The sequence below is a fragment of the Thermostichus vulcanus str. 'Rupite' genome (assembly GCF_022848905.1).
GTDB classification, from domain to species: domain Bacteria; phylum Cyanobacteriota; class Cyanobacteriia; order Thermostichales; family Thermostichaceae; genus Thermostichus; species Thermostichus vulcanus_A.
Genome location: NZ_JAFIRA010000022.1, coordinates 33,819 through 58,671, shown reverse-complemented (window position 1 = coordinate 58,671; position 24,853 = coordinate 33,819). Strand labels below are relative to the sequence as shown.

At 54.0% G+C, this 24,853-nt stretch carries 24 protein-coding genes and 1 pseudogene; 12 read left to right on the top strand and 13 right to left on the bottom strand.

The genetic code is table 11. The features are described from left to right. Positions 1-10: 10 nt before the first annotated feature. Positions 11-94, top strand: a complete 84-nt coding sequence (locus JX360_RS17945) for a hypothetical protein (RefSeq protein ID WP_425244331.1) — start codon at positions 11-13, stop codon at positions 92-94. Between the two features lie 62 nt (positions 95-156). On the opposite strand, the gene JX360_RS09710 is transcribed toward JX360_RS17945, so the two are convergent. Then, the gene (locus JX360_RS09710) at positions 157-1,167 is read right to left on the bottom strand and encodes a phosphate ABC transporter substrate-binding protein (protein WP_244350463.1); all 1,011 of its coding nucleotides are present in this window, start codon (positions 1,165-1,167) and stop codon (positions 157-159) included. Positions 1,168-1,216: 49 nt separating this feature from the next. Continuing rightward, a complete protein-coding gene (locus tag JX360_RS09705; RefSeq protein WP_244350462.1) occupies positions 1,217-1,753 on the bottom strand; it encodes a PadR family transcriptional regulator in 537 nt (178 codons plus the stop codon). Positions 1,754-2,080: 327 nt separating this feature from the next. On the opposite strand from JX360_RS09705, the gene JX360_RS09700 reads away from it, so the two are divergent. The 4 genes from JX360_RS09700 (at position 2,081) to JX360_RS09685 (ending at position 4,523) form a co-directional block, all read left to right on the top strand. Then, positions 2,081-2,443, top strand: coding sequence for a TfoX/Sxy family protein (locus tag JX360_RS09700; protein WP_244350461.1), 363 nt, complete (start codon positions 2,081-2,083; stop codon positions 2,441-2,443). A 71-nt stretch (positions 2,444-2,514) separates the two neighbouring features. Then, the gene (locus JX360_RS09695) at positions 2,515-2,928 is read left to right on the top strand and encodes a 2TM domain-containing protein (RefSeq protein ID WP_244350460.1); all 414 of its coding nucleotides are present in this window, start codon (positions 2,515-2,517) and stop codon (positions 2,926-2,928) included. 32 nt (positions 2,929-2,960) lie between these two features. After that, complete coding sequence (locus tag JX360_RS09690; RefSeq protein ID WP_244350459.1) at positions 2,961-3,635, top strand: cysteine hydrolase family protein; 675 nt, start codon at positions 2,961-2,963, stop codon at positions 3,633-3,635. A 264-nt stretch (positions 3,636-3,899) separates the two neighbouring features. Further along, complete coding sequence (locus tag JX360_RS09685) at positions 3,900-4,523, top strand: TMEM165/GDT1 family protein (protein WP_244350458.1); 624 nt, start codon at positions 3,900-3,902, stop codon at positions 4,521-4,523. A 24-nt stretch (positions 4,524-4,547) separates the two neighbouring features. Here JX360_RS09685 and JX360_RS09680 read toward each other — a convergent pair whose 3' ends face one another. From JX360_RS09680 to murD, 5 genes are all read right to left on the bottom strand, one after another. Beyond that, complete coding sequence (locus tag JX360_RS09680; protein ID WP_244350457.1) at positions 4,548-5,249, bottom strand: MgtC/SapB family protein; 702 nt, start codon at positions 5,247-5,249, stop codon at positions 4,548-4,550. Between the two features lie 87 nt (positions 5,250-5,336). Beyond that, positions 5,337-5,555, bottom strand: a complete 219-nt coding sequence (locus JX360_RS09675) for a DUF7219 family protein (RefSeq protein WP_244350456.1) — start codon at positions 5,553-5,555, stop codon at positions 5,337-5,339. Positions 5,556-5,666: 111 nt separating this feature from the next. Beyond that, complete coding sequence (gene mgtE / locus JX360_RS09670) at positions 5,667-7,046, bottom strand: magnesium transporter (protein WP_244350455.1); 1,380 nt, start codon at positions 7,044-7,046, stop codon at positions 5,667-5,669. Between the two features lie 834 nt (positions 7,047-7,880). Continuing rightward, positions 7,881-9,026, bottom strand: coding sequence for an FtsW/RodA/SpoVE family cell cycle protein (locus JX360_RS09665; RefSeq protein WP_244350454.1), 1,146 nt, complete (start codon positions 9,024-9,026; stop codon positions 7,881-7,883). Then, positions 8,965-10,380: a UDP-N-acetylmuramoyl-L-alanine--D-glutamate ligase gene (murD, locus tag JX360_RS09660; protein WP_244350453.1), complete on the bottom strand. Its 1,416-nt coding sequence runs from the start codon at positions 10,378-10,380 to the stop codon at positions 8,965-8,967. The genes JX360_RS09665 and murD overlap by 62 nt, the downstream gene beginning before the upstream one ends. Before the next feature lie 203 nt (positions 10,381-10,583). Between murD and JX360_RS09655 the strand changes: the two genes are divergently transcribed. From JX360_RS09655 to JX360_RS09645, 3 genes are all read left to right on the top strand, one after another. Next, the gene (locus JX360_RS09655; protein ID WP_244350452.1) at positions 10,584-11,960 is read left to right on the top strand and encodes an MATE family efflux transporter; all 1,377 of its coding nucleotides are present in this window, start codon (positions 10,584-10,586) and stop codon (positions 11,958-11,960) included. Positions 11,961-11,994: 34 nt separating this feature from the next. Further along, the gene (locus tag JX360_RS09650; RefSeq protein WP_244350451.1) at positions 11,995-13,038 is read left to right on the top strand and encodes an AI-2E family transporter; all 1,044 of its coding nucleotides are present in this window, start codon (positions 11,995-11,997) and stop codon (positions 13,036-13,038) included. A gap of 67 nt (positions 13,039-13,105) precedes the next feature. Continuing rightward, positions 13,106-13,393: a DUF2470 domain-containing protein gene (locus JX360_RS09645; protein ID WP_244350450.1), complete on the top strand. Its 288-nt coding sequence runs from the start codon at positions 13,106-13,108 to the stop codon at positions 13,391-13,393. A 15-nt stretch (positions 13,394-13,408) separates the two neighbouring features. Here the strand turns inward: JX360_RS09645 and grxC are convergent, their stop codons facing one another. The 3 genes from grxC to JX360_RS09630 form a co-directional block, all read right to left on the bottom strand. Beyond that, positions 13,409-13,669 (bottom strand): glutaredoxin 3, encoded by a 261-nt coding sequence (gene grxC, locus JX360_RS09640; RefSeq protein ID WP_244350449.1) that lies wholly within the window; start codon positions 13,667-13,669, stop codon positions 13,409-13,411. A gap of 79 nt (positions 13,670-13,748) precedes the next feature. Further along, on the bottom strand, positions 13,749-16,550 hold the full coding sequence (gene polA, locus JX360_RS09635; RefSeq protein ID WP_244350448.1) for a DNA polymerase I: 2,802 nt from the start codon (positions 16,548-16,550) through the stop codon (positions 13,749-13,751). Positions 16,551-16,651: 101 nt separating this feature from the next. After that, the gene (locus tag JX360_RS09630; protein WP_244350447.1) at positions 16,652-17,500 is read right to left on the bottom strand and encodes a methyltransferase domain-containing protein; all 849 of its coding nucleotides are present in this window, start codon (positions 17,498-17,500) and stop codon (positions 16,652-16,654) included. Between the two features lie 141 nt (positions 17,501-17,641). Between JX360_RS09630 and JX360_RS09625 the strand changes: the two genes are divergently transcribed. Continuing rightward, positions 17,642-19,243, top strand: a complete 1,602-nt coding sequence (locus JX360_RS09625) for a B12-binding domain-containing radical SAM protein (RefSeq protein ID WP_244350446.1) — start codon at positions 17,642-17,644, stop codon at positions 19,241-19,243. Between the two features lie 66 nt (positions 19,244-19,309). On the opposite strand, the gene miaB is transcribed toward JX360_RS09625, so the two are convergent. After that, positions 19,310-20,680 (bottom strand): tRNA (N6-isopentenyl adenosine(37)-C2)-methylthiotransferase MiaB, encoded by a 1,371-nt coding sequence (gene miaB, locus JX360_RS09620; protein WP_244350445.1) that lies wholly within the window; start codon positions 20,678-20,680, stop codon positions 19,310-19,312. Between the two features lie 105 nt (positions 20,681-20,785). Between miaB and JX360_RS09615 the strand changes: the two genes are divergently transcribed. Beyond that, complete coding sequence (locus tag JX360_RS09615) at positions 20,786-21,220, top strand: BlaI/MecI/CopY family transcriptional regulator (protein ID WP_244350444.1); 435 nt, start codon at positions 20,786-20,788, stop codon at positions 21,218-21,220. Further along, entirely contained in the window at positions 21,217-22,101 is an 885-nt protein-coding gene (locus JX360_RS09610; protein ID WP_244350443.1) for a M56 family metallopeptidase, read from the top strand. The genes JX360_RS09615 and JX360_RS09610 overlap by 4 nt, the downstream gene beginning before the upstream one ends. 75 nt (positions 22,102-22,176) lie before the next feature. On the opposite strand, the pseudogene JX360_RS09605 reads toward JX360_RS09610, so the two are convergent. After that, positions 22,177-22,518: pseudogene (locus JX360_RS09605) on the bottom strand (DUF1823 family protein); the annotation flags it as partial. Positions 22,519-22,574: 56 nt separating this feature from the next. Continuing rightward, positions 22,575-23,198, bottom strand: coding sequence for a TetR/AcrR family transcriptional regulator (locus JX360_RS09600; protein ID WP_244350441.1), 624 nt, complete (start codon positions 23,196-23,198; stop codon positions 22,575-22,577). A gap of 549 nt (positions 23,199-23,747) precedes the next feature. On the opposite strand from JX360_RS09600, the gene JX360_RS09595 reads away from it, so the two are divergent. Then, positions 23,748-24,827: a class I SAM-dependent methyltransferase gene (locus JX360_RS09595; RefSeq protein ID WP_244350440.1), complete on the top strand. Its 1,080-nt coding sequence runs from the start codon at positions 23,748-23,750 to the stop codon at positions 24,825-24,827. Positions 24,828-24,853: the final 26 nt, after the last annotated feature.

The following is a 24,853-nucleotide window of genomic DNA, read 5'->3' as shown; positions in this document are numbered from 1 at the left end:
CAACAACCGGATCAAGGTAATCAAGCGACAAGGGTATGGGTTTACCAACATTACTAACTTCAGAGCCAGATTATTAGCAGCTTTCTGGCCTTAGTAATCCTTGATCACCATAAGTCCAGGAGAGCCTAACCTTAATGATTGTAACCTTAATGATTGCTAACGGAGCGGAATGAACTCAGTGCGGCCGATGATCTGCTGACCGGCATCCGAGGTGGCGTAGTTGATGAAATCGGCCACCGCAGGACTGGTTTTCCGGGGTACGGCTAGGAATACACTGCGAGACAAAGGATAGCTTCCCCTTTGAATGGCCTCGCGGGTAGGCATCTGGCCATCAATCGGCACAATCCGCACGGTTTGCTGATTTTCCACTTGGTCTACCGTGCTGTAGGTAATGCCATCTTCTCCGAGAGCCCGCAGAAGCGGTGTGGTGACATCTTCACTGGCGGTGGTAAAGTTTGGCCCATCTGGGGCAAAAGGTAACCCCAGCAACACCAACTCTTGAAAAACACTGGCAGTCCCACTGTCACGGGCACGGTTGAGGACACGAATCGGGCGATCCGGGCCACCCACTTGGCTCCAGTTGGTGATGCGCCCTTGAAAGATATCCGCTAGCTGCTGCATCGTCAGGCCGCCTTTGTAGGGGTTATTCACCCCCACCGCTACCGCCAGAGCATCCTTGGCAATCGGGATCCCTTGTAAACCCGCTTGGACTTCAGTGGCATTGAGGGGGCGGGAAGTGGCAGCGATTTGAATCTGACCGTCCAGTAGGGCCCGCATACCAGCGTTGGACCCATTCGGCTTACCATCCGGGATCCCGTAGGCGATGGGAATGCTGGGATTTTGTTGGGTGTAGCCCGCTCGCAGGGCCAAGACGATGCGGATCATGGTGACACTGCCATCCATTTGGATTACCGCAGGGTTCGGTAAAGAGGTATCAAGATTAATGGGGCTACTTGGGGCATTTGGGGCTTGTGCTTGCGGCTGTTGGGTGGATGGAGGCGTGGGTGTTTGTGGAGAAACAGCCGGGATCCCAGCTTGGGTCGGGGTCGGACGATTGAGCCAAGTATTCAACAGGCCGGAACGATGGGCATACCAGCCGCCGCCCCCCAACAAACCCAGCAACAAGATATAGACAATAGGAGGTGGGCCGGAACGTTGTACGGTCATGGGATCCCCCTGGGTGAACGGCAATGTAGATCGCTTCCCCTTAGTTGTATCAATCCGGCTGCAGTAGGGTCATGATCTCCTCACACCAAGCCAGCCATGACTCTTCAGAGCGGATGCCCTTGCGTAGGGTGGCGTACTGAAAGCGGTATGGACGAGGCAAGGTTTGGGGATCCGAAAAATAGGTTGCTTCAATGCGGCGATAGATGGCTAGGCGTTCCAGGTGTTGTCCCCGCTGCTGTTCGAGTAGCGCTTTGAAAGCGGGCCAATCCACCAAATGTCCGGCAAAGGTTTTCACCAACAGTTCATCCCGAGTTGGAGAAGCTGCCCCCGGCTCCAGGATCCACTGACGCAGATAATTCAACCCCTTATCCGTAACACGGTAGATCTTTTTGTCGGGCCGGTGGGCTTGTCGGATTGCCTCTGACTGCAATAGGCCCAGATCTTCTAGCTTGCTGAGCTCCCGATAGATCTGCTGGTGGCTGGCCTGCCAGAAAAAACCAACGGAGCCGTCAAACCGTTTCATCAGGTCGTAGCCACTACAGGGCTCTTCCTGTAAAGCCGCCAAAATCGCATGAGTTAAGGCCAATGGGATCCTCTTGACATATTCAACAAGGTGTATATATAGTCTAGCTATGCACTCAGTTGCATAAATAAGTTGCCTAATAGAACCTTGTCGTTCGGATCGAGAGGATCTTTCCCGTGGGTCAGCTCACAATGCATGCAAGCTCTCGGTGGATTTGGGATCCCTTGGCTAGGTTGGGGATTGATGGCCAGGAATTGTGGGCCGCCTATTGCATGGCGGATCCGACAGAAGGGAGCAGTCACATTTGAGTAAGCCGATTTTTGCTTATCCGTTTGAGGAATATTGGCACTTGTTTTTAGAAGAAATTCGGCGAGAATTGGGGTTAATGAAATGAGTTTTTCTCTAAGTTATTCTCGAATGATGTCTGAGGGATCCCGCACACCAGGGCAACTTCATCCAGGAGGCACCATAAATGATTTTACCCCTCTAAAAGGACTCAAAAACATTGTCCCAACCATTGCCCAGCAGCTAGCGGAAGTCGGCATAGTCACCGTTAGGGATTTGAAATCGGTCGGCGTGGTCAATACCTACAAACGATTGAAAGCCCAAAATCCCGCCATAACCATTCCGATTTGCTACTATCTCTATGCTCTGCAAGGGGCTTTGGAGGGTGTACATTGGGATGATTTATCCCCAGAGGTTGCCCGTCTGTGGGCAGAAACAAGTTTAACAAATCTCAATGGGGATCCCTGATCAATCCCCGTTCATCAATGCTGAGAGTTGCACTATTGGATTGAAAATTGAGTTGAACCCTGAGAGTGATTATGACACAGTACTCACAAGCGGATGTGGAGCGAATCCTAACCCGTGCCCTTTCCCAACGTGCCCAAACAGAAACCTTTACGGCACAAGACCTTCAGGAAATGGCTTCTGAACTGGGAATTTCCCAAGATGTTTTGGAACAAGCCATTCATACTGAGCAACCCCTGGAGTCGACTTCAAAGCCTAAGCCTCTGTTGAATGAGAAGCACCGTAAACATCAAGCAAAAATTCGACAAACTGGGATCCAGTACTTGATGATCGGTGTTTTTTTGACCTTGATTAATCTGTTCACCGCAGGACGGATAACTTGGGCCGTTTTCCCCATTCTTGGCATGGGCTTAGGGTGGGGACTGAAAGCCACATCTTCGGTAGAGGAGCTGAAAATCGGGTGTAAAAAAGGGGAGGTTAGCTGCTAACGTAATCTGTTAATCCCTCTCGACTGAGCACTATGTTTCGGATCCCGGCCTTGCCCTATGACTATGAGGTTCCTAACCTGTCTCAGTTGGCTTTGGTCATCATCGATATGCAACGGGACTTTCTCGAACCCGGAGGGTTTGGAGAGATCTTAGGCAATGATGTTGCCCAACTGGGATCGATTGTGCCTACCTTGAAGGGGTTGCTGAACTTCTTTCGCCAAAACGGACTAACTGTCATCCACACCCTGGAATGCCATCAGCCAGATCTCTCTGATTGCCCCATCAGCAAACGCAAGCGCGGCAAAGGATCCCTGACAATTGGGGATGAAGGCCCCATGGGGCGGATCTTGATTCGAGGAGAAGCAGGCAACGCCATTATTCCAGATCTGGCCCCCATTGAGGGGGAGATTGTCATTCACAAGCCTGGCAAGGGGGCTTTCTACGCGACCGAACTGCAAGATAGTTTGCAGAAACGGGGGATCACCCATTTGTTCTTCACCGGAGTCACCACGGAAGTCTGTGTGCAAACCACCATGCGGGAAGCCAATGATCGGGGCTACGAATGTCTGATGGTGGAAGATTGCACCGCCAGTTATTTCCCACACTTTAAGCAATCTACCCTAGACATGGTTCGGGCGCAGGGAGGCATTGTCGGTTGGACGACCTCTGCTCAGGAAATCCAGAAGGCATTATCCCCAAATAATTAGACTCCGCTGCGTTCACTTGTAGAGCCACGTGTTACGATTCAATCCTGAAAGGGAGTAGTCGGGCGGTTTGCCGCACTCTGCATCGACATACTGGCTTCAATGGCCCGGTGCAGAAGACAGAACCCACTGAGTTTGGCGTTCTGGTGACGAGACTTTCACTAAGTTCACGCAGGAGTGAGCTTGGTGAGTCTGTCAGACTTCTCCGGCCCTTGCCCTGATGCGTGAACCCATTCTGCACAGGCAAGAGAGGTTGGAGATACAAAGATGTGGGCAGGTTTTCTGTCGAGTTTTTTGTTGGTCACGGTAGCGGAGTTTGGGGATAAGACTTTTTTTACCCCTCTGATTTTGGCCATGCGACATCCCCGCCGTTGGGTTTTTCTGGGGGCATGGGCAGCTTTAGCCATGATGACGGTGCTGGCGGTGGCGGTGGGCCAGTTGCTGTTCAGCCTGTTCCCGGCAGTTTGGGTACAGATTCTTGCAACGGGGGTATTTGTCGCTTTTGGACTGAAAATGCTCTGGCAAGCTTACAAAATGAGTCCCCAGCAGGAAATGGAAGAGGAGGAGGAAGCACTCAAGCTTGTGGAGCAAGCGGAAGAAAAAGGGGCGGGTCGAGGGGGGGCTTGGGCGATTGTTTCCGAAGCGTTTACCCTGACGGCTGTGGCGGAGCTAGGAGATAAGACCCAAGTGGCTACGCTTTCTCTGGCGGCGGCACACCCTGGTCTCAGTGTGTTGGCAGGGGCGACGATTGGGCATGGGTTGATGGTGGCATTGGCTGTAGTGGGAGGTCGATTTTTGGCAAATCACATTTCTGAACGGGCAGTCCATTGGATGGGCGGATCCCTGTTCCTGGGGTTTGCCCTGCTCACCGGCTGGGAGCTACTCAGTTAGCTCAAATAGCTCAAGGATCCCACCCTAGCCAAACTCCTGTTCGATAATGCGCCAACTGGCGGCGATCACTCCCGGTTCTAGGCTCAGTCGGCTGACGATCATTTCCAGGGACTGATCATCGCGGGTTTGGGTAACCATTTCCGCTTCCACCTTGACCAGATCGGGTTTCTCCTCCAAGTCTTCGCTGTAGAGTGCCCGCAACTTTAGATGGCTGGGAGCCAGGGCCTGTAGCAGTAAGGCGCGGATATGGGCTTCCTCCCGACTTTTGCAAGTAAAGGAGCACTCATAGACCAGCTCCAACTCGGTCCCTTTGAGGGGTTGCTGGTTAATACGGTAGCCCAGGGGCCGCAGGAGAATGTTGGAGATCAACACGGCCCCAGCGCCAATCGTCGCTTGCAGGATGTACCCTGAGCCCGAGAAGGCCCCCACGGCTGCAGCACACCAGATGGTTGCTGCCGTATTCAACCCACGAACACTGGCCCCCTCCTTAAGAATGACTCCCCCCGCTAGGAAACCGATACCCGATACCACCTGGGCGGCAATCCGAGTCGGGCTGCCTTCATCAGGGGTGAGAACCGAGAGCATGACAAATAGGGCTGCACCGGTTGCCACCAGGGTATTGGTACGCAAACCCGCCATGCGCTGCCGCCACTGCCGCTCCAGACCAATCACGGATCCCAGGGCAAAGGCAACTGCCAAACGCAAGGTGAAATCCATCCAAGTCATGCTCGTGTTCTCGTGAGGGAGGGGTGGGACTACTGCTCCTATACGGGTTGCCTCTGACAATGCCTGTGTCCCTAGCTGGACTCTTCTTCATGGCAAGGGTTCCTCAGAAGGATCATCCGGGATCCCTACGGCTACAGCCTCCTGCTCCAGGGCTTGCCAGAGGGTTTCCAACTGGCGGAAGGCCACTTCCGGGGCTAGCTTACCACCCGTTTCTAAAGCGCAGGTTATGCTGACCCGCTGAGCGAACTGCCGCAGCTGTGCCTGAAAGTAGGTTGTCGCCAGGGGTGATAGGGCTTTTAAGGTCATGGCACACCTCCTGATTTTTCTGGGGTTAACAACTGCATCTCAATTAAGAAAATTAAGAACAATTAAGAACTTAGATAGACAAACCACATCGACTTCCGTTCAGAACGCCCCTCAGAACTCCACATCAACGCCGACCAACCAGCCCACCAGCATGAAATACACCCAGAGGCCGGTGAAGTCCTTGATGGTGGTGATGAAGGGATCCGCTCCAGGGGCGTGGTCGAAGCCCAATTTCAACATCACCCAGGGCAGAATCGCCCCCAAGACAGCCCCCAAGGTAATCACCACCGCTAGAGCCAGCCCCACGGCCAAACCCAACTGCGGGATCCCGTTCGGTGCCCCCTGCCAGAAGTAGGCGATGATTCCAGCGACCGTCCCCAAAATGACACCCATAATGGCGCCGATGCTGCCTTCGCGGAGCAAGTAGGGGAAAAACTTCTGCACATCGATGTGGTTCCAGGCCAGGCCCCGGGCAAAAACGGTGGTCGATTGGGTGCCGACATTCCCGCCCATATCCATGACCAGAGGGATGAAAATAGCGGCTGCTGTGACGGCCTCCAGGACTTCTTCAAAGGTTTCGATCACACCCCCCACCAACATGCCGCCGATTAGGGTGACGATCAGAAACAAAATTCGCAGCCGAATCGCATACCAACGGGATCCCTTCACCAAGCGCTCACTCCAGACTTTGTCTCGACTGAGGAGATTCCCGACCCCTGCCTGGGCCAAGGCAGCATCTGTCGCTTCCTCCTGTACCAGATCGATCACATCGTCAAAGGTGATATCCCCTACCAAACGACCCTCGCTATCCACCACGGGCACAGCAGGCAAATCATGATCTTTGAGCACCTTGGCCGCTTGCAGATCCCGATCCGTGACCCGCACCACGCAGTCGGATCCCTCAAGCAGGGCGCGAATCGGCAGGTCAGGATCCACTTTGACCAGCCGCACCGTCCGTACCAAGCCCCGGTAGAAGCGTTGGTCATCCACCACGAAGATCACATCCAGCTCGTCATCCCCCAGTTGCGAGTCCCGCACACTGGCCAGCGCTGCTCCGACCGTGATGTTGTCGCGTACCGCTAAGTAGCGCAAGTTCATCAAGCGACCGGCACTGCGTTCTGGGTAGCCCAAGAGGATGTTGACTGCTTCTCGGGCCGCGGGGCTGAGGTTGGCGATCAATCGCTTGGTCACTTTGGCCGGCAACTCCTCAAACAGGCGTACCCGCCGGTCCGGGGGAAGCGCTTCGAGCAGCCGGATCACCTCCGGATTTTCCATGGTACGGATCAAATCCGCCTGCTCCTCGGCCCGCAGATATTCGAACACAGCAATGGCTTTGTCCTTTTCCAAGAGCCGAAAGGCCAATACTCGCTGCCGAGGGGAAATTTCCATCAGTTGTTGCACCAGCTCAGCAATAGGAGCACTGTTGGCTTCCCGCTTGGCCGCCTCTAGAGAGATGGGATTGAGCAGATCCCGAAGAATGTTTTGCCGCATGATGTACCTCCAATGGGTTGTTCGGGTTAGGATGAATGGGTTTGTCCTTTCACAAAAACGATCTCTCGCCGGGTAACGGCGAACAGAATGGAGCCCTATACTTTGGCTGAAGATTGAGGTGAAAAAGACGAAAAGAAGCCGAAGACTGCCAAGATGAACGGCAATCTTCACGCAAAAATGGGTCGCTGGCAGACCCCACAACAGGGAGGGCCAACGCAGATAAAGATGCGCAGAAAGGCTAGGGGTGGGGTTGAAAGCGAACAAACCAGTAACTGGTGATCCCACGGGATCCCCTCATGGCTTGTACCAAAACAAACAAGGTGCGCAGATAGAGAAAACTTCTCCTCCACAACACCCAAAGTCGCCCCAATTCTGAACAGAGTCAGGCCGCTCGGCCTTCATACACAACCCGTACAGGGAAGTCCCTGGGGGAGCTTTGCTCAGTCGCTAGGTTCATTGCTGACCGAGATGAACTCCCCAAGCCAAAAACTAACTTAGCAAGCTCATTAACCCGATCACCCAATGCCCCCAGCTAGAATTAGGGCAGACTAGGCCAGCAAATGGCCCGTCAGGGTCTTCATCCGAAAGGACAAATTCCTGTTCCGTAGCGCAAGGACTACTACCAGAAGTGTCCATTGTTGATCGTTTTCCTCGAAAGAGCTTTTACCAATACAAAGCCGGCAGACTCACTAAAGAATCTCCTCAGCCTTGTTTAGGATAATCCTGGGATGGGATCCCGTCAACCCATTTTTCCGCACAGATTTCTAGGAATGAGGAAGCCGACAACGGATCCCTTGTCAGTGGACATTCACGAGACATTCACGCGTGGGTGGTTTACGCCATTCCTGAATATTCTGATTCCCGGGCCGCCCGCACCAATAGTCCTGCCATCATCAGCCCCGCCAAAATGGAGCTGCCCCCGTGGCTAAACAGCGGTAAAGGGACACCAGTTGTCGGCAAGGCCCCCGTCACCACCCCGATATTGAGAAGCGATTGCCCCACCAAAAACACCACACAACCACAGGCCACCAGGCGAATCGGCAGCTCCTGACAGCGCAACATCACCCGTAGTCCCACCCCACTGTAGAGGGTGAGCAACCCCAGAAAGGAGAGGGATCCGACAAGGCCAAATTCCTCCGCAAACACGGAAAAAATAAAATCCGTATACTGGATGGGCAGGTAGAACAGCTTTTGTTGGGACAACCCATAGCCCTTGCCCCACAATCCCCCCGACCCAATCGCCAAAAGACTTTGCACCAGTTGGTAGCCATCCCCTTGCGCACTGGCCCAGGGATCCAAAAAAGCTAAGATCCGCCGCCGTTGGTACTCTTTGCTGAGGATACTCAGTGCCGCTGCTGCTGCCCCCAAGCCTGCCGTGCTGAAGAGGGTGAGCGCCGGGATCCCTGCCGTCCAGGCCATCATCCAGAGGGTGAGGCCACAAATGGCGGTGGTACCCAAATTGGGTTGGGTGAGAATACCCAACAAACCCACAGCGAAAATGCTCACCCAAACACAGCGGAACCAGAGGGGATGATAAAACCAGCGCCCAAATACCCAGGCGCCTTGCAGAACCAGCAGGGGTTTGAGAAATTCCGAGGGTTGGATGATCGGGATGACTTTCAAATCCAGCCAACGGCTTGCCTCCAATCGGGAAACCCCCAACCCAGGCACATGGGTGGCCCAAACCAAGCCAATCCCCAACAGGCAGAGGATCCCAGCCCAAGGGAACCACCGACGCAGCGGGATCTGCACCAAAGCCAGAAAACTGAACGCTCCCAAGCCTACCCAAATCAGTTGCCGCTTGAAAAAATACAGCCCATCTCCGGTGATTCTCTGGGCCACTGGGTAGGAGGCAGAAAACAGCATCGCCAATCCCAGCACAACCCAGATCAAGGTTAGCCAGCGCAGCAACCGGGCTTCAGGGTTCCAAGGACAGGGATCCCTGGAGGGCTTGGCAGCAGGTGCGGAAGTGGTCGCCACGGTGTTCAAAACTGCGGTACTGGTCAAAACTGGCGCAAGCAGGAGAGAACAAAACCGTAATCGGCTGGGTGGGATCCGTCAGGGTCCGTGCTAGGGATTGAGCCGATTCAAAAGCCCTAACCACCGCTACATCTAGGGTTTGCGCGATCTCAACGCCAGTATAGTGGATCCCTTCCAGAGCGGCTGCAAGGACCGGAGCAGCTTCTCCGATCAGCCATACCTGCGCCACTTTGGCTTGAATCAGCTTTAACCAGGCTTGAGCATCCCCCTGTTTGGCCTTGCCCCCGGCAATCAACAGGATCGGGGGATCCACCGCATTCAATCCAACCCAGGCAGCATCGTAGTTGGTGGCTTTGCTGTCGTTGACAAAGTAAATCGGGGTAGAGCCGACGTAAACCTGGGCAACACGCTCCAGGCGATGGGGCATCCCACCAAAAGAACGGATCGCCTGTTGAATGGCCCTGTTCGGGATCCCGGCTAGGTGGGCTGCTGCCGCTGCCATGAGCAGGTTTTGCAGATTGTGGCGACCGGGGCACCGTTCACCAAACGCCTCCAAGTGGGCCACAGGTTGCCCATCAATCCAAAGTTCCTCCCCGCGCAAATGGACCGGCGCCAGTGGATCCTGAATTGAGATCCAGTAGGTGTTGGCCCAATCCTGTCTGCGACCCAAAAGATAGGGATCCTCGCCATTCAACACCCGCCAAGTAACCCGATCCAGCAGACGGGCTTTGAAACTGGCATAGCGCTCGAGGGTGCCATGACGTTCTAGGTGATCCGGGGTGAAGGTTGTCCACACCCCAATGCGGGTCGGGCTGGAGCCGCTGCTGCTCATCAGGCTAGCGCTGGCCTCCAGTTGATAGCTGCTCAGCTCCGCCACGATCCAATCCGGTTGCAGCTCCCCCCGCAAGGTTTGCAAAGCCACCTGAGAAAGGGGTAGGCCAATGTTGCCACAGGGGATCCCCTTCAGTCCTGCTGCCTGAAACATTTCCGCAATCAGCGCGGTGGTGGTGCTTTTGCCATTGGTACCGGTAATGCCCACCCAGGGCAGACAGTCTAGACTTTGCCAGGCCAACTCCGCCTCACCGATAACCGCAATGCCCTGCTGGCGGGCCTGTTCCAACAGAGGATGATCCCAGGCGATGCCGGGACTGACCACCACCTGCTCTACGCCTGGGCCGAGCTGAAATGGCTCCCCCAACCGAACCGGGATCCCTTCCTGCTGCAATTCTTGCCGAATCTGTTGCAGCCGATCCGAGTTTTTTTCATCCCAGGCCAGAACCTCATGCCCCTGGGCCTGCAAGAGCCTGGCTGCTGCTAACCCCGCAATCCCCAACCCCAAGACTTGTTGTTGCACGCTTGTTTCTGCTGTATCTAGCGATTTTTAGATTTTTATTAAATGAATTGGGATCCCGTCTTATCTTACCGAAAGTCAGCTCCCCCGCCGGAAGGGGTAGGATCCTGTACCGACAGCACTGGGAGGGATGTGCCTTAATGGATGTGTTTTAGTTAGGAAATGAATGAACAGATCCCTAACGACTCACCTGCTTGAGAACTTCCGTGTCACAGCCTAGCCCACGCCGAGCCCTCACCGAAGGCCCGGTCGGATCCCAGCTGATTCGCCTGACCCTGCCGATGATTTGGGGCATTTTTGCCGTGATGGCGATTGAGCTGGCGGATGCTTACTTTGTCGGGCAACTGGGAACGCTGGAGCTGGCGGCTATGAGTTTCACCTTCCCGGTGACGATGGTGCTCAGCAACTTGGCGATTGGTTTGGGGGTAGGCGCTTCTTCGGTGATTGCCCGGGCGATTGGAGAAGGAAACCCGCAACGGGTGCAACGTCTGACCACCAATAGCTTGTTCCTGTCTTTGCTGATTGTGGTGGTGTGTGTTCTCTTCGGGTTTTTGACGTTGGATCCCTTGTTTACCGCGCTAGGGGCGGAGCCCGATATTTTGCCCCTGATCCGGGAGTACATGCACATTTGGTACCTGGGCATGGTGTTTTTGGTGGTGCCCATGGTGGGTAACACCGCGATCCGGGCCGCTGGCAACTCCGAGATTCCCAGCTTGATCATGACCTTGGCGGCCATCACCAATATTGGCCTGAACCCGTTGTTGATTTTTGGCTTGGGTGGGTTTCCCCGACTGGAATTGCAGGGAGCTGCTTTGGCGACGGTGGCAGCACGGGCCTTGAGCCTGGTTTTGGCCCTGCTCTTTTTGCATTTTCGCCAGCACATGCTGAGTCTATTTCTGCCCACTTGGGAAGATGTGCGGGGCTGTTGGTCAAGAATTTTGCACGTTGGGTTGCCTGCCGCTGGAACCAACATGGTGATCCCGATCTCAGCGGGGATCATCACCAGTTTGATGGCGGGGTTTGGCCCAGAGGCTGTGGCGGGGTTTGGGGTAGCTTCGCGGTTGGAGTTGCTCTCCCTGTCTGCTCTAGCAGCCCTCTCCACCAGTGTGGCTCCTTTTATCGGCCAAAATTGGGGGGCCAAACGGTATCAACGTGTTCAGGAGAGTTTGCGCCTGAGTTTTTTCTTTTGCCTGGGCTGGGGTATCTTGATGACGGTGCTGTTGGGGCTGGGATCCACGACCATTGCGGCCCAGTTTGATAGCAATCCTGAGGTGATTGAGGTCACAGCTTCCTATCTGCGCATTGTGCCCCTAAGCTATGCCGGGACTGGTCTGCTCCTGACGGTGAGTGCTGCCTTTAATGCCTTGGGGAAGCCTCTGGCGGCTGTGATCCTATCTCTGACCCGTATGTTTCTGGTTTACATCCCCCTGGCCTATGTGGGCAGCCAGTGGATAGGTGTGAATGGCGTTTTCTTGGCAGCCTGCATTGCCAATTGGGGAGTCGGCTTAGGGGCTGTCTGGTGGTCTCGGCGCAGTGAGCAGTTTCGACCACCGATCCTGGTGGAGCAGCCTTTGTCTGGATGAGAGAAGATAGGAAAACTGTTGAGACGGGATCCTGATGCCTGAGCCTTCCCGTTGGCCTGTTTGGGCTAAATTGAACAACTCTCAGCTGTTGCGCATTTTGCTGCTCTTGGCCTGTGCGTGGGCTTTGTCTCAGGTGCTGGCCTATTTCGAGTTGGTGATCACCATTTTTGTGATCGCTGCCATTTTGGCTTACTTGCTCAGTTACCCTGTCGGTTGGCTGACACGCTTTTTCTCCCATAATTTTTCGGTTTATCTGGTTACCTTTGTTACTGTCATTTTCTTGTCTAGCATGACGGCGGTGTTGGGCCTAACGTTGATTTCCCAGTTACCACAGCTTCAGGAGAGCATTGCCACGTTCTTGAATACCGTTTTTAATGCCATCGACCAGCTAGAACGTCTGCTAGGCAACTTCAATATCGAAATCGATATCCAGGAGTTTGAGCAGCAGATTAAGGATCAAACCTTAAACCTGCTGGGATCCGGAGTGTTGACTTTGCGCAGCTTGCTCCTGAGTTTGGTGAATTTGTTTTTAATTTTTATTGTTGCCTTTTTTATGTTGTTGGATGGAAAACGATTGTGGAGCCTATTCCTAAAGCCTTTTCCTGATGAGTGGCAAACCCGCATTACTGAAACAGTGCGGCGAAATTTCTTAGGTTTCTTTTGGGGGAGGGTTGTTCTCTCGTTTTTCTTCGCAATTTCCAGCTTTTTGGTTTTTCTAGTCCTTCAGATCCCCTCCGCCTTGACTTTATCGATGATCGCGGGTTTGTTCGATCTCATTCCAGGTATTGGGGCTACGATTGGTATTAGCCTGATCGCCCTGATCCTGTTGCCTCAAAGTGTGTGGCTCTCGATCCAGGTGTTGGTGGTTTGTATCTCTTTGCAGCAGGTGGAGGAAAACCTACTTTTGCCCCGCGTCATGCAGGGATCCCTGAATATCAGCCCTGTGGTGATGTTCTTTTCCCTATTTGTGGGCGGGACTCTGGCAGGGTTACTGGGGGTTTTCCTCGCGATCCCGGTAACGGGGGTATTGATCAATTTGCTTGAAATCGATGAGATGAAGGGGGATCCCAAACGGTGAAGCTGAAGCAATTCCAGGGTTAAACTGAAACCTGTAGCTGTAGCCGATCCAAAAGGGATCCCTTGCCATGCCTGACCTTCTCACCCCGCAAGTTAGCGATCGTATTTGCAAGCACATGAATGACGACCATGCTGATGCCGTGGTCCTCTATGCGCTGGTGTTTGGGCAGGTTCAGGGGGCTACTCAAGCTCGGATGCAAGCCATCGACTCTGAGGGCATGGATTTGTGGGTGCAGGGGGAAGGGGGAGAGCAAACCGTTCGGATCCCATTTGATCATCCCCTCAAGGATTCAGAAGATGCGCACCACACCCTGATCGAGATGGTGAAGCAGGCCCGCGCTCAGCTACGGAAGTAGAGGAAAAAACCATCCTCAACTGGCTTGTTGCAAGAGAGGATCCAACTGACCTTGGGCATCTAGATAGTAGAGATCATCACACCCGCCGATGTGCTGGTTGTCAATGAAAATCTGCGGCACAGAGCGGCGACCATTGGCCCGCTTAGCCATTTCCGCCCGTGCCACTTCGTCTCCATCAATGGCGTACTCTGTATATTTCACACCTTTGCGATCCAGAAGCTGCTTTGCTCGAATGCAAAAGGGACAGAAGCGCCAAGTGTAGATTTCAACAGCCATAGCAGGATCAAAGAATGCTTTTACACATCTTAACACTTTTACTGGACAGGGATCCCTGGGCTTGTTCAGTCAACCGTGCCTACTTGGCTTCTTTCCAGTTCTGACCGATTTGCAGATCGACCGTGAGGGGTACGGATAAAGGGAGGGATCCCTCCATTTCCGAACGGATCAGGGGCTGCAACTCCTGCCATTCAGAAGGCTCAACCTCAAAAACCAATTCATCGTGCACTTGCAGCAACAGCCGCGACTGAAACCTCTGGAGCTTCTCGTGCAGGCGCACCATCGCTACCTTGATGATGTCGGAGGCGGATCCCTGAATGGGGGCATTGACAGCGGCTCGCAACTCTGCCTGTTTGCGATAGCCCGTTAATCGAGACAAGTTGGGAAAGTAGCGGCGGCGGCCCAAAATCGTTTCCACATAACCATGCTCTTCCACAAAGGCTTCCGTAGAGCGCATATAGGTGAAAATTCCGGCGTAGCGTTCATTGAATCGTTGCAAAAATTGCTTCGCTTCCGCCAGAGAAACTCCAGCCGTACGGGCAAAGCGTTGTGCCCCCATGCCGTAGATCACCCCATAGTTAATGGTTTTGGCCAATCGCCGTTCTTCACTGGAAATTTCTGTCTTGTCTAGCAACAAACGAGCTGTGAGAATATGTACATCTTCTCCTGCTTGGAAACCCTGTACCAAGGTCGGTTCCTGACTCAGATGGGCCAGGATGCGCAGTTCAATTTGGGAATAGTCGGCAGTAGCCAATAGCCAACCCGCTTGAGGAATGAATGCCTGTCGAATCCGACGACTAAACTCGGTGCGGATGGGAATGTTTTGCAGGTTAGGATTGGAGGAACTAAGCCTGCCCGTCGCAGTCACGGTTTGATTAAAGTCTGTGTGGACTCTACCCGTATCGCTTCTCACAAGGGCAGGCAAGGCATCCACATAGGTGGATTTTAACTTGGATAGGGTGCGGTGTTGGAGGATGGTTGCAATTAGCGGATGATCTCCTTCTAGCTTTTCCAAAACGGAGGCATCTGTAGAATAGCCTGTGGCTGTTTTTCGAGTTTTCCGAACATCCAGCTTGAGTTTTTCAAACAGCAGGGATCCCAGTTGTTTGGGGGAATTGAGGTTGAAGGTTTCCCCAGCTTGGATATAAGCGGTGCTTTCTAGAGCTTCCAATTCTGCTTGCAATTCCTGAGAGAACTGACGGAGAAATTCTGTATCAACACGAATGCCCAGCCACTCCATTTCTTCTAGGATCAACGCCAGAGGTAACTCAACTTGGGTGAAGAGATCCCAAAGACGGGGATCGGTTTCTTGGAGTTTTGCGGTGAGTATGGGCACCAGTTGGTAGGCACAGTAGGCGTCGGATCCGCAGTATTCCGCCACTTGAGGGATGGCAACATCGGCGATGGATCCCTTTTTCCCAACCAAGTCTTGATAGCGGGTGGTGGGTAAATTCAGGTAAGTGGCAGCCAGATCCCCCAAGTTGTGGCTGGCTTCCGGATCCAAAACGTAGCTGGCCAACATCGGATCAAATTGGATCCCTTGCAGTCGGATCCCATGCGCCCGGAGGATGCTCACGTCATATTTGCAATTTTGTAAGCATTTGGGTCGTTGGGGATCCTCCCAGATGGGTTGGAGGGTTGATTTAACCAGTTCCCAATTCAGGTTGGTGCCACTGCTGTGGGCAATGGGCAAGTAGGCAATATCCTGTGCTGACCAGCAACAGCCAATACCCACCAATTGCGCATCTCGCGGATCCAAACTGGTGGTTTCTGTGTCCCAAGCTACGATTCCCTCACAAGCCAGCAAATCCTGAACCAATACAGCTAATTTTTCAGGCGTATCCACGATTCGCACTGCGGGTAAGGTGCTGGTGGGGGTTAAGGCAAAATCAAACCAAAGGGCTTCGTCATTGTCTACAACTTCTTCTGCAGCAATTGAGTTATCCCCTTCGCTGGGATCCCCTAATTCTGCTTGGATCCCGCCCAAAGAAGTCTGGATTTTACGAACTTGATGAATGAAACTCTGAAATTCCAATTTTTCCAAAAGAGGGATCAGCTCCTCTTGGTCAAACCCTGTAAGTTTCATGCTCTCCCAATCCAGGGGTAAAGGTACATCCACCTTGATTTTGGCCATAAACTGGGAATGCTGAGCCGCTTGCATCCCTTCCTGTAGGTATTGCTGAACTTTGCCCTTGATTTCAGGGAGATGGTTAAAAATCTCCGTCAGACTGCCATAGCGCTCCAGCAGTTCTACGGCTCGCTTGGGGCCGATCCCTTTCACTCCTGGAATATTGTCGGAAGAATCCCCACACAGAGCTTTGTAGTCCACCACCTGCCAGGGCCAGATCCCCAGTTTTTCTTTTACCTGCTCCGGGCCAAATTCACTAATGCGATCTTTGTTATTTAAGTGTAAAACCCGGACTTTCCCATCGTTGTCAATAAGCTGAAAAAGATCTTGATCCCCACTTAAAATTTGGACTTTATAGTCTTTGGCTGCTACTGTGCTGAGAGTGCCTAATATATCATCCGCCTCAAACCCTGGTGCCATCAAGATGGGGATCCGCAGCGCCGTCAACAACTGCTTCAGGTTTTCCACATCTTCAATAAATTCCGGTGGGGTTTCAAGACGACCGGCTTTGTAGGTGTCGTCGGCTTCGTGGCGGAAGGTGGGCTGGCGGGTATCAAAGGCAACGGCGACATGGGTCGGTGTCTGTTTGTCCAGCACCTCCAGTAACGATTTCAAAAAACCAAAGCTGACACTGGTGGGGATCCCGGTGGAGGTGCGCAACCCTCCCTCGCGGCTATGGGCAAAGGCGTAAAAGGAGCGATAGGCCAGCGAGTGCCCATCGACTAGCAACAGCGTTGGAGTTTGCAAAGCCATCAGCCGACACCTTGAGGGTGGATCCAGCCTATCGGATCCTGGAGGACTACTCCATCTCTGTCACCCATCAGCAGATTGATGGTTCAGCAAAGTGAAATAGCCTACCGTTCCGGTTTGAATCCGCTCAGGAGCCCAAAGCGCACCAAGCCACTGGCATAGCCGCGACGCATCAGGCCCAACCCCAGGGCTGCCCGGAGGGTACCCCAGCCACTCCGCAGTAAGCCCGGGATCCAGCGCCAATCAAGAGCAGAGGTGATCACCTCATCCCAAAAGGGAGCCACCCGTTCCGACCAATCGGTCTGGCGAATTTGCCCAAACCCCACCTGCTCAGCCAGGTGAACGTATTCCGACAGGCTGATCACGTAGGGCAAGCAGTAGACATCGTAGATTTTCTGCAAATGGCGTTGTTCCTGCGGACTCAGGGATCCCTCACGGTGGCACCAAGTAACCACCATCACCTGTCCACCCGGTTGCAACACCCGCCAACATTCCGCCAAAAATTGCCGCTTATCCGGCATGTGTTCGCCGCTTTCCAAAGACCACACCAGATCAAAAGTGTCGGACGCGAACGGCATGTGCAGAGCATCCGCCACCTGAAACTGCACCTGTGAGCTGAATCCAGCCGCCTTGGCCCGTTCCTGGGCCCGCTGGGCTTGGACAGGACTGAGGGTAATACCCGTTACTTGGGCACCGAAGCGTTGTGCCAAGACTAGGCTGCTGCCGCCAATGCCACAGCCGAGATCGAGAATCTGCTTGGGCGGCTGCGGATCCCCAATCTGGCCCCACTCGATCACCTTGTCGATGAGGGCTATTTGCGCCTGCCGCCGTCCTTTGCCCGCTTGCCCCGCTTCGTAATAGCCGTGGTGCATGTGCTCTCCCCACACCTGCTCCCACAGGCCCGAAGAAGCATCATAAAAGTTGCGAATGCGCTGGTTGAGGGCGGAGGTCATGGGTTGGCTCTTGGGAATGGGGTCTCAGGGGGATTCTCTTTGATCCTGCCATTGGAAAGTCCCATCAACCCTCGAAACTGGGACTAAGGTAGAAAAGGCAAGCCAATCGAAACGGAATCGAAATATTAGCAGTGGGATCCCTTGGCCAGATCAGAGTTTGACTTTGAACACCTCCTGTTTACCCCTGCCACACCGGCTGCGGATGCGGTGCCGCTGGTGTATGCCTTTCCCAATACCTATTCGGTGGGCATTACCAGTCTGGGCTATCAGGTGATCTGGAGCCTGCTGGCCAGCCGTGGGGATGTGGCCGTCAGCCGCCTGTTCACGGATGTATCCGAGTCTTTGCCCCAACAACCGGAGCTGTTTGGCTTTTCGCTGTCGTGGGAGCTGGATTATGTGAATATTCTCGCCCTGTTGGAACAGCATGGGATCCCGATTCAGGCGCAGGAACGGGGTGAGTCGGATCCGCTGATTTTTGGGGGCGGCCCTGTTTTAACCGCCAATCCAGAACCGTTTGCCGACTTCTTCGATGTCATCCTGTTGGGGGATGGGGAAGGATTGGTCGATGCCTTGATCCAGGCTTACCAACGGGTGCGGGGGGGATCCCGGACTCAAAAGTTACAGGCTCTGGCTCAGGTGCCGGGGATCTATGTGCCCAGCCTTTACGAACCCCATTATCAGGAACCAACCGGCCCTGTGGAGAGGATCCTTCCGAAGGAAGCAGGGATCCCGGATACGATCCGCAAACACACCTTTCGCGGCAATACCCTCTCGGTTTCCACGGTGGTCACTCCCAAAGCCGCCTGGGAAAACATCTACATGCTGGAGGTGGTGCGCAGTTGCCCGGAGATGTGCCGCTTTTGCTTAGCCAGTTACCTGACCTTGCCCTTTCGCGTGGCCGATGTAGAGGGGCACTTGCTGCCAGCATTGGAACGGGGGCTACAAGTAACGAACCGGATTGGCCTGTTGGGGGCTTCGGTTACCCAGCATCCGCAGTTCGAGGAGGTGTTGGAGTATTTGGCTCAAGATCGCTTGGCCCACGTTCGCCTCAGCCTGGCCTCGGTGCGGACGGGTACGGTGACCTCTCGCCTAGCCCAAGTCTTGTCCAGTCGGGGCAGCAAGTCCATTACGGTGGCGATTGAAAGTGGCTCAGAGCAGCTGCGGCAAATCATCCATAAAAAGCTCCACAACGAGGAGATCCTAGCGGCGGCAACCCATGCACAGGCGGGTGGGTTAGGGGGCATGAAGTTCTACGGCATGGTCGGGATCCCGGCAGAAACGCAAGCGGATTTGGAGCAAACCGTGGCCCTCTTCAAAGCGCTCAAGCAGGTTGCTCCCCGCCTGCGCTTCACCTTCGGTTGCAGTACCTTTGTCCCCAAGGCCCATACCCCCTTTCAGTGGTATGGCGTGGATCCGCAAGCGGAGAAAAAATTGCAGTTTTTCCAAAAACAGTTGCGCCCCCTTGGGATAGAGTTTCGCCCAGAAAGTTACAGTTGGTCGGTGATTCAAGCCTTGATCTCAAGGGGGGATCGCCGGGTAGGCAAAGTGTTGACCTTGGTGCGCAAGTTTGGGGAGTCTTTGGGGAGCTATAAACGGGCTTTTAAGGAACTCAAGGGGCAGCTTCCCCCTTTGGAATACTACGTTCACAGCGATTGGATCCCTGGGGATCCCTTGCCTTGGGATCACATTCAAGGCCCACTGTCCCCCGAACGGCTACAGCAACAAAGTGCTCTGCACCGCTGACGCGAACACCAACAGGCGTTGCCGGTTTAATCTTCACCTGAACGAAACCGCGTCAGTCCCTCACTTCTACGAGTGGGAGAAGTAGAGCGAGTGGTGTTTGAACTCCACCCCTTGCGGGGGCTGGAGCCATGCCTCACCGGTTAAGGAAAACGCACGGGTAGCGGTAATCTTGACCGGCACCAGGGATCCCTTCAGCTGTTCGGGATCCCCCTCAAAGAACACCAAGCGATTGCCACGGGTACGCCCCATTACTTGGCCCGGCTGTTTGGGGTTGGATCCCTCCACCAACACCTCTTGCACTTGACCCAAGAGGCGGGCATTGCGGGCAGCTGCCACTTCGGTCACCAAGCGGTTGAGCCGTTGCAGGCGATCGCTTTTTTCCTCTTCGGGAACTTGATCGGGCCAATCGGCAGCCGGAGTACCCGGACGCGGCGAGTAGGCCGCCGTATTGAGCTGGTCAAAACCAATCTCTTGCACCAGTTGCAGCGTTTCTTGAAACTGGGCTTCCGTCTCCCCCGGAAAGCCAACAATCGCATCGGCACTGATGGCCGCTTCCGGCATATATTGGCGGATTAAGTCGATGATCTGGCGGTACCGCTCGCGGGTGTAACCCCGCCGCATCCGTTTCAGAACTTCATTGTTTCCCGCTTGGAAGGGGATGTGGAAGTGTTCACACACCTTGGACAACTCAGCACAGGTGGCGATTAGCTCCTCAGTAAAGTAGCGGGGGTGGCTGGTGGCAAAGCGGATCCGTTGAATCCCCTCTACATCGTGTATGTAGCGCAGCAGCTGAGCCAAGTTGACTTTGGGATCCAAATCCCGCCCATAGGCATCAATGTTTTGCCCCAATAAAGTCACCTCACGGTAGCCCGCTTGGGCAACCTCTTCAATTTCGGCCCGGATCGCCTGCGGTTGGCGGGATTGCTCCAAACCCCGCACACTGGGCACAATGCAGTAGGTACAGCGCTCGTTGCAACCGTAGATCACATTCACCCAGGCGGTGACTTGACTGTCGCGGCGGGGCTTAGTAATGTCTTCCGGGATCTCGATTGGGTCGGTGGCCACCACCTGATGTCCGGCTTCCACCTGAGCCAGCAGATCCCCTAGCCGATTCACGTATTGTGGCCCCATCACCAAATCCAGTTCTGGCACCCGCCGCAGCAGTTTTTCCCCTTCCTGCTGAGCGACACAGCCGGCCACAATGAGCTTGATGGCCGGGTTTTGCCGTTTGCGCTGCGCTTGAATGCCCAGGTAGGAATACACCTTCTGTTCAGCGTTATCCCGGATGGTGCAGGTGTTGTAGAGAACCAAGTCCGCTTGCCGCTCATCGTCAGTGGCCACATAGCCCAGAGATTCTAGGATCCCGGCCATCCGTTCGCTATCGGCTCGGTTCATTTGACAGCCGAAGGTAATCGTGTGGTAGGTCGGAGCAGACATGCAGGAAAATGGGAACAGCCATTCTTGAGCTTAACTTATCCCCATAGCCTCAGGGATTCAGGGCCAACGGGTTATTCTAGGAGGGATCCCTGATGGGCAGAGTGCATGTTGCCGAAGCATCGACCCAAACAGCTTTCGCTAGGTCCCCTAGAATCGGAAATACTCGACATTTTGTGGGAGTTGGGCAGCGCCAGCACCCGCCAGATTCACGAGCAGATTTTGGCCGATCCGGATCGAGAACTGGCTTATGCCTCTGTGACCACAGTTTTGCAGCGCCTCAGCCAGAAGGGTTGGGTGAGTTGCGAGCGCCGTACCGATGCCGATGGGCGGAATTTGCCAATGTTGTGGCGGCCCCGGCTCTCCCGTCAAGAAGCCACCAGCCTCAGAGCCTTTACCCAGTTGCAAGAGTTTTTGGCGGTCGGGGATCCCGATACCGTCGCTGCTTTTGCCGATAGCCTGGATCAGGCCAGCGTGTCTCAGTTGCAGGCCATTGCCGAACGGTTGCGGGCAGCCCGTCAGGCCAGGAGGGATCCACAATGATCCATTTGGGGATGTTGCTGTTGGGGTTGGGCCTCAGTTGGCTGTGGCGAGCCCAGGTGCGCATCGATTCTCGCAGCACTTGGTCACAGCGCTGGCAGTGGGCTTGGATTCATTTTCTGGTGCCCCCTTTGTTTTTGGTGATGACGGCCCTGGCCTTGGCTTGGATGGGGCCGTGGGGGCAAATGGCAGGTACTGGCGGCTGGTTTTGCTATGGCTGTGCTCTAGCATTATTGGTGTTGGCGGCGGGCGTCGCTCTGCACTGGGTTTGGGAGTACGGACGCTCCTGTCGGCGAACCCGCCTACAAGCCCTGACTGAACTCAACTTGCAGGGATCTGAGGGATCCCCATCCCCAGCCTATGTTTTGGATCTGGAGGCCCCCTTTGCCGCTCAGGTGGGGGTATGGCGATCCCAGCTGGTGGTGAGTCGTGGCCTATTGCAACAATTGGATCAGGAACACTTGCAGGCGGTACTGGCCCATGAAGAAGCCCATCGTTATTACCGCGATACCCTGTGGATGTTTGGGTTGGGTTGGTTGCGGCGACTGACTCAGTGGCTACCTCATACTGAGGCCCTTTGGCAAGAATTGCTGACCTTGCGGGAGTTGCGGGCGGATCGCTGGGCGGCGCAACGGGTGGATCCCTTGGTGTTGGGAGAGGCCCTGTTGCAGGTGGTGGGCTATGGTGTCATCGAACCCTCGACAGCCGGGTGGGTAGGTTTTGCCCTGGAAGTGCAACCCGACTTCGGACAACGGCTGCAGGAACGCATCGATGCCCTATTACAGGAGGCCCCAGAGGAACCCTCACCCAGCTTGAGAATGGGGGGATGGGCCTGGTTCGGGTTGGCATTGCTTCCCTTGTTGGTGATCCCTTTTCATGTCTAGGTCTTTCTCTACAGTTCCCTGTAACTGCCCCTCACAACCCATAAAATCAGATTGGGAAGTCTCACCTTGAGCCAATAACACCCCCAGCAGCCAGTTCGCAGCCGTGGCACGGCGTGTCTTTTGAGGGGTAAGCTCATGAATTTTGTAGCCCGCAAAGCCTAACACCTCCTTGAGCAGTTGCTTGTTTTCCGGGGCGATGGAACGGGTCAGTTTCACGCTGTCGGGGCGGTTCTTGATAACGTGCGGGATCCCTTCCCCTTGCCAAGCAGGATCAGCCTCCGAGGGATCCCAGGTTTGGTGGGCTTTGTCATACCGAAAGCCCAGGGATTGCAGCACTAGGGCATTGACAGTGTCATCAGGCAACTCGCCGCTGAGAATGGCATCAATCGTCTCTTTGTTCAGAGAGGGAATGTTCATATTGATCCTATTGATCCTATTTGACCCTCAGGTGGGGAAAGGTTTTTTCAAATCCACTACGAGGCCAGGGTGGGACGAAACAACAACTCAATATAATTGCGATAATGGGTGAGTTGCTGCTTCATTTGCTGAGGTTCCTGCAAAACCCGGATCATAATAAAGGATCCCTCAAAAACAGACACCAATGCATCCGCCAGATCTTGAGCACTGACGGGTAGCCGAGGTGGATAAAGCGCCATCACCTCCTCAAATTTTCGACCCAATTTGTCTCGCCAACGCAGCAGCGCATGAGCAGAAAGGGTACGGATTTCAGCATCCAACCCCTCAAACTCATAGACATAAGAGGCATACAGACATCCTGCCCCTGGCTCAGAAATCTGCTCAGCTTCTTCGATAAACAGTCCCACCAAAATCAGTACCTGTTCCAAGGGATCCCGGCTGAGCTTTTCTGCCCGCTCCAGCTGACTATCCAAATGTGCGGCATCCTGATTGGCGTAGCGATCTACTAAAGCTTTCGCTAGTTCGATCTTACTCTTGAAGTGATAAAAAAAAGCTCCTTTGGTGATCCCAGCTTTTTCCAAAACCATATCAATGGAAGTGCCAGCCAGCCCATACCCCAGTACCAACTGATGAGCTGCATCCAAAATGGTGGTTTTGGTTTGAGCGCCATTTTTTGCCATCGGTCAATTTCTCGCTTTTGAGTTCGCCAATCAATAGTTTTTGAAAAGTCAGCTGCTGATTGACAACCTCACACCTGCAATTCAGAGCTTGGGGTGTCGGTCGGATTCGGGCAGAAACCATAACCCGCCCATTCAGGTCGCAGGAGCACTCCCAAACCCGATCGGGATCCCCTCAGTCCCACTCTACCATACAAACCATCTAGTCTGTTCAAGATGGGTCTTCTGCCGGAGAAGGCAACTACAGCCCAAAAAACCCTTCCACAGAGGAGCTAATGGACGCGATTTACATTTCTTTATCCAAAAGCCTTGATCTGACGAGAGGATCCCAGATACTATACAAACCAGTTGGTATAAACAACTTTCCACTCACCCCCTAGCCCTGTGCAACAGGATCCCTGCCCTCAATGGCCGTTCTGACGTGCATCACTATGGGTTTACGTGCTACCGACGTCCTCAGGAAACTTCCTACTTTTGCGGAAACTCGATGTGCTTCATAGCCATCAAGGTTCACCGCATCCTGTCCCAATTCATCCCAATAGGAGAGTCAACATGTCCGATACTCAAGTTGCTTTTGCCCAAGAGAAAGCAGACGCTTTTGCAGAACATGCTCTCACCGCACTCAATCATGCAGCTTTGATTTTAATGATGTCGGTTGGCCATCAGACGCAGCTATTCGACATTATGGGATCCCTGCCCAAATCCTCTAGCCAACAGATCGCAGATGCCGCCAACTTGCAGGAACGCTATGTCCGAGAATGGTTGAATGCGTTGGTAACCGCCCGAGTTGTCGAGTATGACAGCTTGGATCGCACCTATTTGCTACCCCCAGAACATGCCGCTTTTCTCACTCGTGCTGCTGGAGCTGCTAACTTTGCAACCTATGCCCAATATATTCCTGTCCTAGCCTCAGTTGAGGAGAAGATCATCACTTGTTTCCATCAAGGAGGGGGTGTTAACTACTCAGAATATGGCCGCTTTCATCAGGTTATGGCCGAAGATAGCAATCTGAATATTGTAGAAGCTCTTGAAGAGCATATTTTGCCTCTGATTCCGGAGGTTCAAACAGCTCTGCAACAGGGTATTGATGTATTGGATGTGGGATGTGGACGTGGCAAAGCCCTACTGAAAATGGCTCGTCTTTACCCCAACAGCCGTTTTAGGGGCTACGACTTAAACTCGGATGCAATTGAGTTTGCCAATGCTGAGGCCGAACGCGTGAATGCCACCAACGTTCGTTATGAGGTCCAGGACACCACTCAGTTCGATGAGCCAGAGTCCTATGACTTCATCACCACTTTTGATGCTGTTCATGATCAAGCAAGACCCGATCAAGTTCTGAAAAGGATCTACCGCGCGCTTCGCCCCGATGGAGTTTATCTGATGCAAGACATCCGAGCTACCACTCAGGTGGATGGCAATATGGAGCACCCGCTTGCGCCTTTTCTCTACACCATTTCCTGTATGCACTGCATGTCAGTGTCTTTGGCAGCAGGAGGAGTAGGCTTAGGAACCATGTGGGGACGGGAACAGGCCAAGCAACTTTTACAGGAGGCAGGGTTCACTTCGGTCATTCTCCATGAATTGCCCCACGACATCATGAATGATTACTATGTGATTCGGAAAAACTAAAGGTCTAGCCATGTGTCAGTTGTGCA